Source organism: Flaviaestuariibacter flavus (assembly GCF_004337505.1).
In the GTDB taxonomy this organism is placed as follows: Bacteria; Bacteroidota; Bacteroidia; order Chitinophagales; family Chitinophagaceae; genus Flavisolibacter; species Flavisolibacter flavus.
In genome coordinates, this window is record NZ_SJZI01000052.1 from 147,682 (window position 1) to 164,343 (window position 16,662).

Consider the following 16,662-nt stretch of genomic DNA (forward strand, 5'->3'; position numbering starts at 1 on the left):
CCCGGGCGGCAGTTGCGCGGCCGGGAGGCACACTACGGGCCGCCCCGTTATCTCTTTCAAGCCCCTGTCATCCCGATCGCAAGCGATCGGGATCTTATTTTTCGCTGCTGCGAATACACTTAGAAAGGATTCCTGGCAGGAAACCGGGATTATTTTTCAGCGCTATAGTCCGTTATGCTTCGCGTCTTCGTGAAAAGGGGCGCCAGCCCCGCAAGCCGCGCCTGCGCGGCTCTTATTACCTGGATAATACGTATCACTACGGGCGGTAACGACGCCTTCCGCAGCTTGTCATCGGGGCGGCCTTCGTCGGCGGCCGGCTGCCCGGCGAAAAGGATCTCCTTGAGGCGGTCGATGTGCGTCCGCATCTCGGCTTCGCGCTCGCGCTTCCGGGCGGCGCTGCGCGTCCAGCCTTGGCTTCTTCCTCCTCCGCCATTTTCTTCAGCGGCAGCCGTCGCACCTCCATGATCGGCAGGGCCACCAGAGCGTGCCTTCGAGCGATTGGGTCATGGTGAACAACAGGTCGCCCTCGGTAAAGGAGTGCCCCACGTGTCCCGAATGCCCGTTTCCTGGTTTTCTTTTTTTCCGAAAGGAGTATTATCTTGTTGCTACCAAAACCAACGCGCTATGCCGCAACCACCCGCAACGGCAACACATCGCAGCTTATTTCATCAACCCGGTGCTTCCGGCCCGCCGGCGGACACATCCACATCCGAAAGAATCATCCCGGCAATTTCTTTACTGCCGGCTGCGACCGCAGAAGGTCTTCCCGGAAATCCCGGAACCCCTTCCGCGACCAAAAATTGCTTTTCCGGAAATCCCGGAAGCCTCCCTGCGCCCGAAACAACCCTTCCGGCATTTCCCGGACGCCTCCCTGCGTCTGAAAAGACCTTTCCGGGAATTCCGGCTGGCCTCCCGTCGCCCGGATCCACCCTTCCCGGAATTCCCGCAATCCCTCGTGCGTACGCGGGCACCCTTCCCGGAATTCCCGCGGCACCTGCCGCGTTCGTGGCTCCCGATCCCGGATTTCCCGTAAGGTTCCGGACCGGTAAAACACCCGCTCCCGGCGAACCCCTGGCTCCGTCCTGATCCGTTCAACGCACTGTTATCATTCTTTAACCCACAAATACCAAAACGATGAAAAAACAGTATTTCTTTTTCGGGAACATTTTCGCCACCTCCGCCGCCCTGCAGCTGCAGAAGTTCGGGCGGAGCTCGATCGGCCGCCTCGCTGCCGATCACCCGGCGCGCTCGGCCCGGCTGAAGCCAAAGCTGGAGGCCTTTGAGCAGGAGGCAGGACTGGGTGACAGCGCCGAGCGCGACAAGCAGGGCCATGTGGCCTCGGCCGACGAGCAGCTGGCAGGCTTCCGCAAGTACGTCAAGGTGGCCGAGGGCGCCATCCGCTACGCCGCCGGCGAGGGCTGGAAGAAGTCGGAACTGTACCGCGACTTCTTTCCCAACGGCATGACGGAATATGGCGATGTGAACAAGACCACCATGGCCGGCCTCGCGGAGCGCCTGCGCCTGGGGGCGGTAAAGCACGCGGCGCTGCTGCCGGCGGAGGTAACCACGCGCCTCCAGCGCATGGGCGCCGACTGGGCAGCCGCCTTCAACCGCCAGGAGAGCGGCAAGGAGCAGGTGGAGGAGCAGAAGGCCGAAACGGGCGCCGCCCGCGCCGCCCTGGAGCTGGCCCTGCTCACCGAGATGCACGAGGTGGCGGCCCTGCATCCCGGCGACGTGGCTGCTTGTTCAAGGTATTTCGACCTGCGCCTGCTGAAGGCGCGTACGGCAGCTTCCGAGGCGGCGGGTGCCGCGCCGGCGGTTTGACGCGGTTGTGCGCTGACGGTAGCTCCGCATTATGAAAGCCCCGATCGGGGCTTTTTGCGTCCGGACCCATCCCCCGGCGCCTTCGCAAGGAGAAGGGAGCGATACCGCCCGGGAAAGGCAGTTGAACTTTAAAAACCAATGATTTGGTATGGATACCGGGATAACCCCGGGGCGCACTCATCCTGCGGCAGGCCGCCAGCGGGCTCCGTGATAAAGAGCTGTTCGCCGTCTGCGATCATATTGAAAAACACTCGCAGCGACAGGTTTCCTGGCTGCTCACCCGCATGAAGTCGGCTGCGCCGCAGACACTCATCGCTGCGTAAGTATTTTTTTGGTATAAAGACAACCCGGCTGACCGCTTGTTTGTTCACCCGCCGTCCGCATTCCGGAAATCAATCCGTAAATTTTCAGGCAATTGCAAAAACAGAAAAGGAGCGCGAAGCTCCTTTTCTTTTCGGCGCCTGGAAAGGCGCTGTAAACCAAAACAACTGCTGATGAGAAAACGGTTGATTAAAACGCGTACTTAAGACCGACTTCCAGGCCGGTGGTCATGTTATAGGTCTTTGCGCGGCTGCTGTTGTAGCCGGGATAGGAGTCGCTTTCTGCGTTGGTAAAGTCGTGGTCGAAGCGCGCAAGCGTGTTCAGCGAAAGGCTCTTCGACAGGCGGAAGCGCACTCCGGCGGCGGCGGCGGCACCAAAGGTGGTGTTTTCAAAAGCTCCTTTCGTATCGGAGATAATGTCGTTGCCGTTGCCATCGGTAACCTTTGACCCGGTGAGGATGCCCAGTTGCGGGCCAACTTTCGCGGTGAACGAAATCGCGCTGGCGGGAGCTGCTGTGTACGCGAAGTAGACGGGGATCTTCACGTAGTTCACCTTCTGGAAAGCGGTATTGTTGCCGCTCTCGTACTTCTGGCCCTGGAGCCCGTAAAGCAGGTCGAGGCCGATGCCATACCTGTCGCTGAAATTATAGCCGCCCGAGATGCCGAAGGCAGCGTCGAAGGTAGCCTTGCGGTTGATGCTGCTGTTGTCGTTGTCGTTTTTGTTCTGGAGAAAACTGAACTGGGGAACCGCGGTTACGCCGAGCGAAAAACCTTTCTGGGCGTGGGCGGAGGAGGTGCCGAGGATCGCTGCAAAGCCAAGTGCAGCCACTATTGTCTTTTTCATTTCCTGATGTTTTTTGATTGTTCTTGTTTCGGTTTGACAGGGCAAAATTGGCTGCGGGGCAGCGCGGGGGCAATGTCCATACGGCTCCAAAACATACCTGATTTTCCCTTTTGAAGGGAAGCGGCATTTTTTCAATGTACCGGAAAAGAAAAGCGTCCGGAAAGGGACGCTGTTGATGACTTCGTATCAGTTGCTTTCGCGGTAACCGGTGGGCGCGATGCCGGTTTGTTCCTTGAAGAATTTGCTGAAGTGAAACGGGTTATTGAAGCCCAGCCCGTTTGCTACCTGCTTGATGGAGAGATCGGGATCGTCGAGCAGTGCCTTCGCTTCCTGGATGACCATCCCGTCGATGATCGCGCTGCAGGTATTGCCGGTCACTTCCTTCACGCAGCGCGAGAGGTATTTGGCGCTCACGTTAAGCTGCGCGGCATAGAATTGAACGCTGCGTTCGCGGAGCACATGGGCCGGCACCAGTCGGAGAAACTGGTAGGTGAGGTGCTCATTCCGGTGGGAGGGATTGACGTCGGTGCCGCTGCGGCGGCCCAGGCTGGCCGCCACCTCGAAAACGAACAGGGCGAAGGCATGCGCAACCGCTTCTTCGTAGTAAGGCGAGCGCTGCGGCATTTTACTTTTCTCCTGGAGTATGTCGAGCACGTTCTGCATCGTGCCCGCTTCCGACGGGTCGAGCTGGATCACCGGTGCCGCCTGCGCCGATAGAAAGGACAGGGCTTCCAGGTGCTTTTTGTGAATGGAAGAACGGCTGATCAGCTCCTGGGTAAACCCGAAAACGCGCACCCGGCAATCGGCGCTGAAGTGGCGTACCTGGATGACGGCGTCCTTTGTCCGGAGCAGCAGCGAACCCGCACCGAGTGTCAGGGTAGCCGTATTGTGCCGGAGCGTCAGCGTTCCGCTGTCGACAAATAAAACATAAAGTCCCTGCGATTTGAAAGGTCGCAGCAGCGACCGGCTCATGGGTTGTTCCAAAGAGTCGGCGACGTAGAAAAAATCATTTTCAAGACCGAGGTAAGCAAGCATCTGCCGGAAGCCGACTTTGCGGATATTGATTTCGGCAGGCAGCGTAGCAGGTATGCTGGTTGTTAATCGACTGGTGGTTTTTGGAGGGACTGCTTTTTTGGTGGACTCGGTGGCGTTCATAGGTTTAAAACAATTTTTTCAGGATCAGCACGGGGCGCTTTGTATTGCGGCAGATCGCCTCCGAGAGGGAGCGGTGCGTGAGCTGGTACAGGAAGCTGTATTTCCCCGGCAGGGCAATGATCAGGTCGGCCGCATTTTTTTCCACGAAAGCCGAAATGGCTTTGAGGATTTCCTTCTGTTCCGAAAAATATAATGCGTGGCGCACGTTTTTCAGCGTCTCGTCCTGTTGCCTGGATTCATCCCGGGTCGTATCGCGGCTCTCATTACGATCGCCGGCGGCGTTCAGGATATCGAATTCCACATCCCGCGACAGCGGGTTGGCGGCAAGCTGGTCGATCAGGTTCAGTGCCGGTCTCGAGTAGGTATCGATGGGGATCAGCGCGTGGCGGATCGGGCGGAACAACTGGCCCGCCGGCACGATGAGCACGCTCACGGTGCTGGCTTTTGTTATTTCGATGATGTGGCTGCTCACGTAGCTGTCGCTGTCGTATTCCCGGTTGTCGCTTCCGACCAGGATCAGCGACGGGCTTTCCCGGGCCACCAACTCCAGCGTTGCCCTCACGATCGGGCGCTCGCTCAGTATGGCTTCCACTTCGAGTGCCGGCTGCGCGGTCTTCAGCTGACGGGCCATGGCTACGAGTTGCGCTTCGGCAGCTTCGCGGTCCTGCACCCGGTATTCGGCATTGGTGGTCTGCAGCTCCGAGCTGAGCACCATTTCATCGAAAAGCGTATCGTATAAAGATTCCAGCAGGATGACGCGTTCATAACCCAGGTAGGAGACGAGCGCCGCCGCGTAACCCACCGCATTCTGTGCTGTCTCCGAACGATCGACCGGGATGAGGAGCGTTTTCATTTTTCAGGCTTTTGGATCCGACGTGCCGCAACAATTTCTCCATCGGCAGCTTGTCACGGGCAGGCAAAGCGGGCTGCTGCAGCACAAAGGTATCACCCGGACATTCAGGATTCCCCGGGCAACCGGGCGGCGCGCTGTTTTTTGCACCCTGTCAGCGGAGATCGGCCCCGCCGTGGTGCCGGTGGCAGGCTGCCTGGCAACGGCGGCAGGCCTCCGCGCAGCGTATGCAGTGCTCGTGGTGGTGCATGCTGCATTCTTCTCCGCAGAGACGGCAGGCTTCTTCACAAACACGCAGGTAGGCATTGGTAAGCTCCGAATCGCGAAGCAGGAGCTTTGCCCCGATGAAGCATACCTCCGCACAGTCACGATCCAGCTCAATACAATGTGCCATCATGGTAACGTCCTTTTCTTCCAGGCAGGCCGACATGCATCGTTCGCAGGCCTGGGCGCACTCCAGCAGCGTATTGATGAGATCGATGTGCGGGTGGCCCGAATGATGGTGGGCGGGATTTTGATGAATCATCGTGTACTGTTTCCAACAAAGCCGCAAAAACGGCACCCAAATGGCAATGTGCCCCACTCGCCGGCAATGACGGGCTCGGCTTTTGCTTGTTGCTCAACGGCAGAAGCTACCCGATAAATTCCCGCCGGACATGGAAAAAATAAGGATCAATCTCGACATACTGCTTCCGGAAGTTCCCCATGAGCGGGACGAATGTGTTGCGCGGATCATCCGCCAGCTGCAGTTCCGGCGCGGTATCGACCGGATCCATGTCGTTACCCACGGCGACGGGCAAAAGGCGCAACTGTGTTTTCACTACGACCCGTCCGTTACTTCGGTACACAAGGTAGAGCAACTGGCAAAACAGGCGGGTGCGGCGCTGACGGAAAACTTCGGGCACCTGCTGGTTGAAACCACCGGCGTAAGACATCCCCGCCATGCGCGGCTGATTGAAGGTGAGCTGAGGGGGCAAAAAGGCGTGAAGACCGTTTCTGTTTCGGGCACCGGCTTTATCGAGCTGGAGTATGATAAAAAGGCCACATCGGATACCGAAATGCTGGACGCCATTGAAAGGTCGGGGCTCCGGGTCGGGAACGTGGAAGATTTTCGCCGCCACGACCGCGGCGAAATAGCCGCGCAGGAGTATGCCGGCGAACACGAAGAGGCGCATCCGCAGCACCACGGGCCGCACGATCACGCCGGCCATGGTCATGCGCACGCGCACGGCGGCCTTTTCGGGAAATACACCGAAGTTATTTTCGCCCTGGCCTGCGGCATTTTATTAGCCCTCGGCTTTGCGTTGTCGTTCGCGGAGCGGCTGTCGCCTTTTGTATCCATCGGTTGTTATATCGGCGCTTATTTCTTTGGCGGCTTTTACACAACAAAGGAAGCCATCGAAGGCATCCGCAAAGGGCGCTTCGAGATTGACTTCCTGATGCTGGTTGCGGCGGCAGGTGCGGCGATACTTGGTCATTGGGCGGAAGGTGCCTTGCTGCTTTTCCTGTTCAGCCTCGGCCACTCCCTGGAGCATTATGCCATGGAGCGGGCGCGGAAGTCCATCGCAGCGCTGACGGAGCTGGCCCCGAAAACGGCATTGGTAAAAACGAGTGGTGACGTCCGCGAGATCAGCATCGGTGAGTTGAAGCCCGGCGACATCATCGTGGTGAAGCCCAATTCGAAAATATCCGCCGACGGCATCGTGGTAAAAGGAAGCAGCAGCGTCAACCAGGCGCCGATCACCGGTGAAAGTATCCCGGTGGACAAAACAGCGATTGAAGACCCGTCATTCGACCTCGAAAAAGCGGGCAGCCTTGATGAGAAGCACCGCGTGTTTGCCGGTACCATCAACGGTGGTGAAAACCTGGAGATTCGTGTGACGAAGGTAGCCGCCGACAGCACCCTGGCCCGGTTGGTAAAACTGGTCAACGAAGCACAGACACAGAAATCGCCAACGCAAAACTTCACCGACAAGCTCGAGAAGTATTATGTGCCCGCCGTGCTGATTCTGGTAGTGCTGCTGCACTTTGCCTTCCTGGTGATCGATGAGCCGTTCAGCAAAAGCTTTTACCGGGCAATGGCGGTGTTGGTAGCGGCCAGTCCCTGTGCGCTTGCTATTTCGACACCCAGCGCCGTGCTGAGCGGCGTGGCCCGGGCCGCGCGGGGTGGGGTGTTGGTGAAGGGTGGCGCGCCGCTTGAGGATTTAGGCGCGCTCACCGCCATTGCCTTCGACAAGACGGGGACGCTGACCGAAGGCCGGCCCAGACTCACGGGTGTTTACCCACTCGACGGCATTCCGGAGGAGCGGCTGCTGGAGACCGTGGTTGCGGTGGAGAAGCTGAGTGACCATCCGCTTGCGGCCGCCATTGTAAAAGGCGGCACGGAGAAATTACAGCGCGATATTCCGGCGGCATCGAACGTAACGGCGATCCAGGGCCGTGGCATCCGGGCCGAACACGGGGGAGCGGTGGTGCATGTAGGCAACAAGGAACTGTTTGCGGAGCGAAACGGCGAACTGTCCGTAGAAATACGGGGCCGGGTGGAAGCGTTGGAAAAGCAGGGGAACACCACCATGCTGGTACAGCAAAACGACAAGCTGGTCGGGATCATTACACTGATGGATACCGCCCGGGGCGGCGCGGGTGAAGCCCTGACCCAGCTGAGCGGCGTCGGCATCCGGAAGATGATCCTGCTCACGGGCGACAACCAGCAGGTTGCCGAGGCGATCGCAAAACAGATCGGGATCACGGAGGCCCGGGGCAACCTGTTGCCGGAACAGAAAGTGCAGGCCATTGAACAGCTGCGGGCGCAGGAGGGACGGGTGGCTATGGTCGGCGACGGCGTCAACGACGCCCCCGCGATGGCCCGCAGCACCGTCGGCATCGCCATGGGCGCGGCGGGCTCTGATGTGGCGCTGGAGACCGCCGACATCGCCCTGATGGCCGACAACCTGGCGAACCTTCCTTTCGCTATCGGGCTGAGCCGGAAAGCGCGCAGCATCATCCGCCAAAACCTGGTGATCAGCCTGGGCATGGTGGCGCTGCTGGTGCCGCTGACGATATCCGGCATCGCGCCGATCGGGCCCGCAGTGATCGGGCATGAAGGGTCCACGCTGGTGGTTGTCTTCAACGCCTTGCGGCTGCTGGGATACCGCCGTTAGCAGCCGCGTGCACACTTTTACCAGCTTCTTTTTGTGAACGCGGAAACCGGTCATTCAAGCAGCGGATTTTTAGTCTGCCTGCTGCAGCAAATCACCGATATCGAGCGGGTCGGTCGTAATATTCAGCGAGCCGTCCTCATTACGCGGCCACTGCGCTTCGGGCCGGTCGCAATACAACTCGATGCCGTTTCCATCCGGGTCGGAGAGATACAGGGCTTCCGATACACCATGGTCGGATGCACCGGCGATAGGATAGCCCGCCGCGTGTAAGCGTTTGAGGATATCAGCGAGGTCTTTCCGCGTCGGATACAGGATGGCTACATGGTACAACCCAACGCCGCCCCGGGAGGCGGGAGGAGCACCCTTGCTGTGCCAGGTGTTCAGGCCGATATGATGATGGTACCCGCCTGCCGAAACAAAGGCGGCGCTGTCGCCGTAGTACTGCACGAGCTCGAAGCCGAGCAGGTCGCGGTAAAACCGGAGTGCCCGCTCAAGGTCGGACACCTTCAGGTGCACATGGCCGATCCGCGTTGCGGCGGGTATTTTATATGCAGCATCCATCATTGTTCTGTTTTTATTGCGCCAGCCCGATCTGCTTCATCATCGTCTGGTTGTCCCAATGCAGGTACTCCTCGATCATCTTCCCGTCTTTCCAGTGCCCGATGGTCGACATGGTGAGCTTGAACTTCTTGCCGGTTGGCTGGATGACCTTTCCATTGCCCAGGTTCATCGGCTTCGAAAAAGTGCCTTCCATCTCACCGATAACCGCCGTCCAGTCGCCGGTACCAAACTTCACGGGGTGACTGGTTATTTTGGTGTCGGGTGCAAAGGCGAAGAGCGGCGTCAGCATGTTGATGTGCTGCGGGAACAGGCCGGTGGTCACCGTCCCGTCGGGGTAGATCACCCGGATATTTTTATCGTGGCTGATGGCAAAGCTGTCCCACTGCTGGTGACTGTAGAATTGAAAATCGAGGCTGTCAAAACGCCGCAGCCGCTCCTGTGTCAACTGCTCATTATTGGGCGGAGTGTTTCCGGTGGTTGCGGTTTCCATTTTATTAACCGGCTCCCGCTGCGTGTTGTTACAGGCTGTCATCGGAACCAAAAAGAGGGCAGCAAGCGCAAAAACCATTGTTTTCTGTTGCATATAGATTCATTTTGGTGAATGATCAAAGCGTTTTTATTTCCGCCGGTTTTCAAAGCGCACAACTTCCGCAAAGCACTTGTCGGTTCAGGTTAGATTCTATTCAAGTTAGTGAATTTCTGAATACGACTTTTGGCTTTTTACCGCTCTTGCAGCGCGCCGGCAACCAATGGAAAGCCCCGGTAGAAACCGGGGCTTGTTGGCGAAACACGGCCATGCCCATGGCAAGGCAACGGCCAATCACACACAGCATTCGTGATAGTGTAGCGGCCATACGCGGCAGGAGTCTTCACCGCTATTGGGGATGGGACCGAAAGCCGCGCGGCCACAGATTTGTAATGGCCAGTGCGAAGCCAAGTAAGAGGATGAGTATCAGTGCGAACCGGGGAACGGTAATGCCGAGCCCTTCAGAAAGCAGTGTGCCGCCGATAAGCGCCCTCGCGCCCGGGATCAGGATCTTGAAGAGCACGCGTTTGTTCAGGAGGCGGCCGACCGGCCCTGATGCTAACAGGAGTATCCCGGAAGCCACCGCTACCGCGCAATACATAATGCCGGGGTCGCGGGTAAGCCCAACTGCCGTCATCGTGCTGGCGACGGAAAAGATCAGGTTGATCGCAAGTACCTGCATGGAAACACCGGCCAGCAGCCGTTTTTCGCTAATGAGCACCAGCAGGGGCGCCGGCGCGAGCGCGCCGCGTATTTCTTTTATCGACTGGTACAGGAGAAAAGCGCCGCCGGAAAGCAGAATGATCGTCCACAACGGAACGGCCGCCCCATCCGGTAGAAATACGGAACCGTCCGGGGACATTACCGCCGAGAGCCCGCCAAGAAAAAGAAACCGGAAACAAAGCGCCAAAATAGTCCCGGCCCACCGTGCGCGGATGCGCCGCCTTCGCGGCAGCCTTTCGGTAACCATCGTAAGAAAGGCCATGTTTTCCAGCCCCAGCGCCAGTTCCAGAAAAACCAGCAGCAGCAGCGATGCCATCCATTCCATAAAAATCCATTTAAGTTGTACTACGGAAACGTGAATCAGGAATCCTTGTTCCTGTTTCTTTTTCCCGCGATCATCGCGATGATGAACACGGGAACGGAGATGTACAGGAGTTGGTACCAGGCCGGTCCGCCGGTTAGCCCCGCTGCCAGCACCGCGCCGTTCACCAGTGCGAGCATCAGCGTTACCGTGCCGGGTACAGAAACTTCCTTCCAGTTTCTGGACATGACGCCGATTTTTAGAAAGTGATCAGGAAAAAATAGAAAGCAGGCCCGAAACGCCTGTGCTTATGCAGCGACCTTGAAGTGCTTGAGGCTGGAGTAGTAGAAGAGTTCCGCGCAGAACGGAATGAATTCGGGGAAAGACCAGGTATAACAATCGCTCATATCCAGAACCAGTGCCCGGACGATCGTTGGACGATGCGTATTTATATGAGCCGATACCATTGTTGCAAACATAAGGAGGAAACTTGTGTAGAACGCCCTGGTGGATTTCCGAAACGTTAAAACTCCCGGCTGCTAACACAACCCGCCTCCGCGAACGACGATTACTTCCCCGGATTTCAGGTATGTTTGTATTCGTGCAAACGGCCGTACACCATATCGTTTCCGCATCTTCGGTGAAGCATCTCGTGCTTGACCTGCAGGATTGCTATACCTGGTCGTTTCCAGAGTTTCTTCCTTTTTGTACAGACCTGTACTATATCTCCAGCTTTAAGATCTACAAGGCGGCTTCCCTTCGCTGAAGGATGTCATTGTAAATGCTTGCTGCCTGCGGCTTTCGCTGCATCGTAGCCGGTTCCCGTTGTTTCCTGTGATAACATGAATGGTCCTATGCCGGAAAGCCCGGGGCTGCGTCTTTTTTCCTGACATGAAGAAGGCCAGCCACGGTGCTGCCCGGATGTTCCGTTCGGTACAGGGTGCGTTTGCTATTGCTGAATACAACCGGCATCGTAAAGCTTTCTGATCTCCTTCGATGGACGCTCCAATAATTTTTACAAATAATAATCTGACGATGATGTGGAAAGAAACAGTCCGGGTTCCGGCCCGGGCAATAATTCTCATTTTGATTTTTATCGCTAATGCGCTCCTGGCTGCACGGGTACTATTCAGCGGCGCCGGTGCCTGGTGGCTTTGGCTGACGGTGCCCTTGCTGGCGCTTGCGGTTTATGATATACTCCAGAAGCGGCACGCCGTGACGCGGAACTACCCCGTGCTCGGGCACCTGCGCTACCTGTTTGAGGCGATCCGGCCGGAGCTGCGCCAATACTTTTTCGAATCGGACCTCGACGGCAAGCCCTTCAACCGAAGGCAGCGCTCCGTCGTTTACCAGCGGGCGAAAAACCAGCGCCAGACCGTTGCATTTGGTATGCAGGCCAACCCGTCGGCGCCGGGTTATGAATGGGCGGCACACTCGATCTACCCGGTGGAGATACCGGACCGTGACCTACGCGTGCAGATCGGCAACGCGCAGTGCCTGCAGCCTTACAGCGCCAGTATTTACAATATCGGGGCTATGAGCTATGGCGCGCTCAGTAAAACCGCGATCGCCGCCCTCAATGAAGGCGCACGCATGGGCGGCTTTGCCCACAATACCGGCGAGGGCGGCATCAGCGAGCACCACCTGGGCGGAGGCGACCTCATCTGGCAGATCGGTACCGGTTACTTTGGCTGCCGCGATGCAGAAGGCCGATTCAGCGCAGCGGCATATCGCAGGAATGCGTTGCGACCCCAGGTGAAGATGATCGAACTCAAACTTTCGCAGGGCGCAAAGCCGGGCCACGGGGGCATCCTTCCGGCCGCGAAGAATACCGCCGAGATCGCAGCGATCCGGTTGGTAGAGCCCGGCACCACGGTGCATTCGCCGAAGCGGCACGCGCAATTCGATTCGGCCGAAGGCCTCGTGGAGTTCCTGCAGCTGCTTCGGGTGCTGAGCGAAGGCAAGCCCGTCGGCTTCAAGTTGTGTATCGGGAACCAGCAGGAGTTTGTAGAAATCTGCGAGGCGATAACAGCCACCGGGATCATACCGGATTTTATCACCGTCGACGGCGGCGAAGGCGGCACCGGCGCGGCGCCCCTTGAGTTCACCGACCATCTTGGTATGCCTATTTATGATGCGCTTGCATTCGTGCACCAGACTTTGAAAAAGTATAACCTGGCGGAGCGTATTACGGTGATCGCTGCCGGCAAAATCATCACCGGTTTCGACCTGCTCAAGGCCATGGCCCTTGGTGCCTCGGTTTGCTACAGCGCTCGTGGAATGATGATGGCGCTCGGTTGCATCCAGGCCCTGGTTTGCGACAGTGGACGCTGCCCCGTGGGCGTGGCGACGCAGAACCCGTCGCTGTACAAAGGCCTTGACCCGGCCGACAAAGCGGTGCGGATATACAATTTTCACCGAAAGACGATCGAAGCAACCTGCGAGCTGATGGAGGCCTGTGGCTTCCTCCAGGGAAACGAGGTGGATCCCGCGCACTTTTTCCGGCGCACCAGCGAGCAGGAGGTCCGGACTTTTCACCAGATCTATTTCAACAAGACAGGGGGCCTGCTGAAACCTTTATTCAAAAACACTTTAAACTGATAGGTAATGTCACAGGAAAACAAAGGAATCACAATGACGCGGGAGGACCATGCGCTGATACACGCGCATCTCCGGCTCGCTACGGGCCGCTTAGGCACGCGCCAGGATGAAAAGGACGATCTGGAAGAAGAGCTCCGGAAGGCAGTCCTGGTGGAGCCGGGTGAAATCCCGCCCGACGTGGTTCGGATCAACTCAGTTGTAGTAATACAGGAAGAAGGACGCCAGCCGATCCGACTGACCGTAGTCGCACCGGCTAAGGCCGACGCCTCGCGGCGCCTGATCTCCTTCGTTTCCCCGATGGCCGCCGCGCTGATCGGCTACCGGAAAGGGGATATTGTAAGTTGCCGGCTGCCCGGCGGAGTGCGGACCTTTGAGATTGTCGACGTTCAACAGGATGCGGGTATCCACGAGTAACTCCTGGCTGCCCGTCCCAATTGCGAACCATTCCCGGTTGTGTTTTGCAGTTTCAATAAAGCAGCAACGAAACCAAGAAATAAAAAGCCCCGAACTTTTGGTCGGGGCTTTTTTATCGAAAGCAGGAACATCAGTTTGCGCTGCTGTATCCCTTCTTTTCAATCCGGGTCTATTCGTGCGGGTCTGTGGTCAGGTGAACGCTTGCCGTTGAAAAGCTGTCCGCTTTCGGCCCGCGTTGCTTCTTAGCCGTGGCCTTGCTGATCAGCACGAAGAGCACCGGCACCACGAAGATGGCCAGCGTCGTAGCGCCGATCATGCCGCCGAAGACCGTCCAGCCGATGGTGCGGCGGCTCTCCGCGGCGGCGCCCGATGCAAGTGCCAGTGGCAGCACACCGAGGATGAAGGCCAGCGAGGTCATCACGATGGGCCGCAGGCGCAGGCGCACGGCCGTAAGCGTGGCGGCGATGAGTCCCGCGCCGTGGTCTACCCGCTCCTTGGCATATTCCACGATCAGGATGGCGTTCTTCGCCGAAAGCCCGATGAGGGTGATCAGCCCGATCTGTGCGTAAATATTGTTGGTGAGGCTGGGCATCAGCGTCAGCGTAATGATCGAGCCCAGCGCCCCGATGGGTACGGCAAAGAGCACCGAGAAGGGGATCGACCAGCTTTCATAGAGTGCCGCCAGGAACAGGAACACGAACACCAACGAGAGGCTGAAGATGTACACCGCCGAGGAGCCGGCCTTGATCTCCTCCCGGCTCATGCCGGAGAACTCGTAGCCATAGCCGGCGGGGAGCGTCTGCGCCGCCACTTCCTTCAGCGCATTGATCGCTTCTCCGGAGCTATAGCCCGGCTTTGCGTTGCCGTTGATCTCGATGGAGCGGTAGATATTGTAATGCGACACGAGTGCAGGTGCTTCCACCTGTTTGGTGGTGATGAGCGATGTGAGCGGTACCATACCGCCGCCGCCGTTTCGCACGTAATAACCTCCAAGTTGGTCCACGCTCGCGCGGTAGGAGCTGTCGGCCTGGGCCATCACCCGGAAGTTGCGGCCGTACAGGTTGATGTCGTTTACATAGCTCGAGCCAAGCAGCGTCGACAAGGTGCTGTAAACCGACGCGATATTAACATTCAGCTGCCGCGCCTTTTCGCGGTCAACGTCGATCTTGTACGTTGGTGTGCGCGCATTGAAGAAGGTAAAGGCCTTTTCGATTTCCGGCCGCGCGTTGACGGCTGCCAGGAACTTCTGCGCCACCTTTTCAAACTGGCGGATGTCGTCGGTGCTGGTAGTTTGCTGCAGCTGGAAATTGAACCCCGATGACTGCCCGAGACCGGGAATGGCAGGGGGCAGGATGGCCAGCACACGCGCTTCGCGCAGGTCGGCCACGGCGGCGCGGATCTTGCCGGTAACGGCCTGCACGTGGTGCTCGGCGCCCTTGCGGTCGTCCCAGGGATGAAGCATCACGAACACGGTACCCACATTGGTCTTGTTGGAATACGAAATGATGTTCAATCCAGCGATGGCACCCGCTACGCGCACTTCGGGCAGCTGCCGGATACGGGCCACGATCTCATTGGCCATGGCCACGCTGCGGGTGGTGGAGGCAGCTTCGGGCAGCTCATAGGTCACCAGCACGCGGCCTTCGTCCTCGGTGGGAATAAAGCCGGTGGGCTTGTTCTTAAACAGAATGCCGAGGCCCACGAACACCACCGCCAGCATCACCAGTACGTAGGGTGTGCGGCGGATCCAGGAAGAAACGCCTTTGCTATAGCCGATCGTAAGGCGGTAAAAGCCCCGGTTGAAGCCGGCGAAAAAGCGGTCCATGATTCCATCGCGCGAGGTCGCTTGGGCCGGGCGCAGCATCAGCGTGCACAGGGCGGGCGTCAGCGAGAGGGCAACGAAGGCGGAGATGAGCACCGATACCGCGATGGTGATGGCAAACTGCTGGTACAGGCGGCCAACGATTCCGGGGATGAAACCCACCGGTACAAATACGGCCGCCAGGATGAGCGCGATGGCGATCACCGGGCCCGAGATATCCTTCATGGCCGCACGCGTTGCCTGCTTCGGCGTCATCTTGAAATGATCGATATAATGCTGCACCGCTTCCACCACCACGATGGCGTCATCCACTACGATGCCGATGGCCAGCACAAAGGCGAACAGCGTCAGCGTATTGATAGTAAAGCCGAAGGGGATAAAGAAAATGAAGGTGCCGATGAGCGATACCGGGATGGCCAGCACCGGGATGAGCGTGGCACGCCAGTTTTGCAGGAAGAGGAACACCACCAGCACCACCAGCGCCAGCGCTTCCAGCAGGGTGTGCAGCACCTCGCTGATGGAGGTCTTCACCACCGAGACGGTTTCGAGCGGGATGAGAAAGTCGATATCGGCGGGGAAGGTTTTGCGGGCTTCCCCGAGTGCCTTCATCACGCCGTCGTAGGTATCGAGTGCATTGGCACCGGGCGCCTGGTACAGCAGCAGGAAGGAAGCCGGCTTTCCGTTGACAAAGCTGTTGGACGCGTAGTCGAACACACCGAGCTCCACACGGGCAACATCCCGGAGGTAAACCAGGCTGCCGGTGGCCGTAGAATTACGGATGATGATATTTTCGAACTGCTCTTTTGTATTGATACGGCTGTTGGTAAGCACACTGTATTCAAAGCTTTGCACGTTGGGCTGCGGGCTGCCGCCAACGGCGCCGGCTGCCACTTGCAGGTTCTGCTCCGAGAGCGCGGCGGTCACATCGGCCGGTGTCAGGTTGAGCGCGGCCAGCTTTCGCGGGTTCATCCACACGCGCATGCTGAAGTCGGTGGAGCGCGATACGATATCGCCCACGCCCTTCACCCGCTGCAGCGCGTCTTTCATGTAGATATTGGTGAAGTTGCCGATGAACTTGGCGTCGTGCGTACCCTTGGGCGAATAAAAGGCAAGGGCCACCATGACGCTGGGGTTGCGTTTGCGCACCGTAAGACCGAGTCGCTTGACGGCGTCGGGGAGCGTCGGCTGGGCCACGCTCACGCGGTTCTGCACGTCGAGGGTGGCGATGTTGATGTCTGTGCCCACATCGAACGTGGCGGTGATGGAGCTCTGGCCGCTGGCCGTGCTATTGGAGCTCAGGTACGACATGCCGGGCGAGCCGTTGACCTGCGTTTCAATTGAAGTGGTCGTGGTTTGCTCCACGGTTTCGGCATCGGCCCCGGTGAAGTTGCCCGAGATGGATACGGTAGGCGGGGTGATGTCGGGGTATTGCGCCACCGGCAGCGTCATCAGGGCGATGGCGCCCACCAGCACGATCACGATGGAGATGACGATGGCGGTGATGGGGCGTTTGATAAAAGTTTCTGCGATCATGGAAAGTAGTTGCGGCGAAAGCCATGA

At 58.4% G+C, this 16,662-nt stretch carries 14 protein-coding genes; 4 read left to right on the forward strand and 10 right to left on the reverse strand.

Annotation, left to right across the window (positions count from 1 at the left end):
- Nucleotides 1-149: 149 nt before the first annotated feature.
- Nucleotides 150-365 carry a hypothetical protein gene (locus EPD60_RS16170; RefSeq protein WP_131450566.1) on the reverse strand — a complete coding sequence of 72 codons (216 nt, stop codon included), beginning with the start codon at nucleotides 363-365 and terminating at the stop codon, nucleotides 150-152.
- A 769-nt stretch (nucleotides 366-1,134) separates the two neighbouring features.
- Here EPD60_RS16170 and EPD60_RS16175 point away from each other — a divergent pair.
- Nucleotides 1,135-1,824: a hypothetical protein gene (locus EPD60_RS16175; protein WP_131450567.1), complete on the forward strand. Its 690-nt coding sequence runs from the start codon at nucleotides 1,135-1,137 to the stop codon at nucleotides 1,822-1,824.
- A gap of 510 nt (nucleotides 1,825-2,334) precedes the next feature.
- On the opposite strand, the gene EPD60_RS16180 is transcribed toward EPD60_RS16175, so the two are convergent.
- The 4 genes from EPD60_RS16180 to EPD60_RS16195 all read right to left on the reverse strand — a co-directional run bounded on the left by EPD60_RS16180 (nucleotide 2,335) and on the right by EPD60_RS16195 (nucleotide 5,519).
- Nucleotides 2,335-2,988, reverse strand: coding sequence for an outer membrane beta-barrel protein (locus tag EPD60_RS16180; protein WP_131450568.1), 654 nt, complete (start codon nucleotides 2,986-2,988; stop codon nucleotides 2,335-2,337).
- 186 nt (nucleotides 2,989-3,174) lie between these two features.
- Nucleotides 3,175-4,143 (reverse strand): AraC family transcriptional regulator, encoded by a 969-nt coding sequence (locus EPD60_RS16185; protein ID WP_131450569.1) that lies wholly within the window; start codon nucleotides 4,141-4,143, stop codon nucleotides 3,175-3,177.
- A 4-nt stretch (nucleotides 4,144-4,147) separates the two neighbouring features.
- Nucleotides 4,148-4,996 carry a universal stress protein gene (locus EPD60_RS16190; RefSeq protein ID WP_131450570.1) on the reverse strand — a complete coding sequence of 283 codons (849 nt, stop codon included), beginning with the start codon at nucleotides 4,994-4,996 and terminating at the stop codon, nucleotides 4,148-4,150.
- A 151-nt stretch (nucleotides 4,997-5,147) separates the two neighbouring features.
- Nucleotides 5,148-5,519 carry a four-helix bundle copper-binding protein gene (locus tag EPD60_RS16195; RefSeq protein WP_207896717.1) on the reverse strand — a complete coding sequence of 124 codons (372 nt, stop codon included), beginning with the start codon at nucleotides 5,517-5,519 and terminating at the stop codon, nucleotides 5,148-5,150.
- A gap of 130 nt (nucleotides 5,520-5,649) precedes the next feature.
- Here EPD60_RS16195 and EPD60_RS16200 point away from each other — a divergent pair, with 130 nt between their 5' ends.
- Complete coding sequence (locus EPD60_RS16200; RefSeq protein ID WP_131450571.1) at nucleotides 5,650-8,154, forward strand: heavy metal translocating P-type ATPase; 2,505 nt, start codon at nucleotides 5,650-5,652, stop codon at nucleotides 8,152-8,154.
- A 69-nt stretch (nucleotides 8,155-8,223) separates the two neighbouring features.
- Here the strand turns inward: EPD60_RS16200 and EPD60_RS16205 are convergent, their stop codons facing one another.
- The 4 genes from EPD60_RS16205 to EPD60_RS16220 form a co-directional block, all read right to left on the reverse strand.
- Entirely contained in the window at nucleotides 8,224-8,718 is a 495-nt protein-coding gene (locus EPD60_RS16205) for a VOC family protein (RefSeq protein WP_243647858.1), read from the reverse strand.
- A gap of 10 nt (nucleotides 8,719-8,728) precedes the next feature.
- A complete protein-coding gene (locus EPD60_RS16210) occupies nucleotides 8,729-9,298 on the reverse strand; it encodes an ester cyclase (protein WP_207896719.1) in 570 nt (189 codons plus the stop codon).
- A 292-nt stretch (nucleotides 9,299-9,590) separates the two neighbouring features.
- Nucleotides 9,591-10,289: a TerC family protein gene (locus EPD60_RS16215; protein WP_131450572.1), complete on the reverse strand. Its 699-nt coding sequence runs from the start codon at nucleotides 10,287-10,289 to the stop codon at nucleotides 9,591-9,593.
- Between the two features lie 35 nt (nucleotides 10,290-10,324).
- Nucleotides 10,325-10,513 carry a hypothetical protein gene (locus EPD60_RS16220; protein ID WP_131450573.1) on the reverse strand — a complete coding sequence of 63 codons (189 nt, stop codon included), beginning with the start codon at nucleotides 10,511-10,513 and terminating at the stop codon, nucleotides 10,325-10,327.
- Nucleotides 10,514-11,351: 838 nt separating this feature from the next.
- Between EPD60_RS16220 and EPD60_RS16225 the strand changes: the two genes are divergently transcribed.
- Nucleotides 11,352-12,866, forward strand: coding sequence for an FMN-binding glutamate synthase family protein (locus EPD60_RS16225; protein ID WP_243647859.1), 1,515 nt, complete (start codon nucleotides 11,352-11,354; stop codon nucleotides 12,864-12,866).
- Nucleotides 12,867-12,899: 33 nt separating this feature from the next.
- Nucleotides 12,900-13,280 carry a GreA/GreB family elongation factor gene (locus EPD60_RS16230; protein WP_165871589.1) on the forward strand — a complete coding sequence of 127 codons (381 nt, stop codon included), beginning with the start codon at nucleotides 12,900-12,902 and terminating at the stop codon, nucleotides 13,278-13,280.
- A gap of 169 nt (nucleotides 13,281-13,449) precedes the next feature.
- On the opposite strand, the gene EPD60_RS16235 is transcribed toward EPD60_RS16230, so the two are convergent.
- On the reverse strand, nucleotides 13,450-16,635 hold the full coding sequence (locus tag EPD60_RS16235) for an efflux RND transporter permease subunit (protein ID WP_131450576.1): 3,186 nt from the start codon (nucleotides 16,633-16,635) through the stop codon (nucleotides 13,450-13,452).
- Nucleotides 16,636-16,662 lie beyond the last annotated feature (27 nt).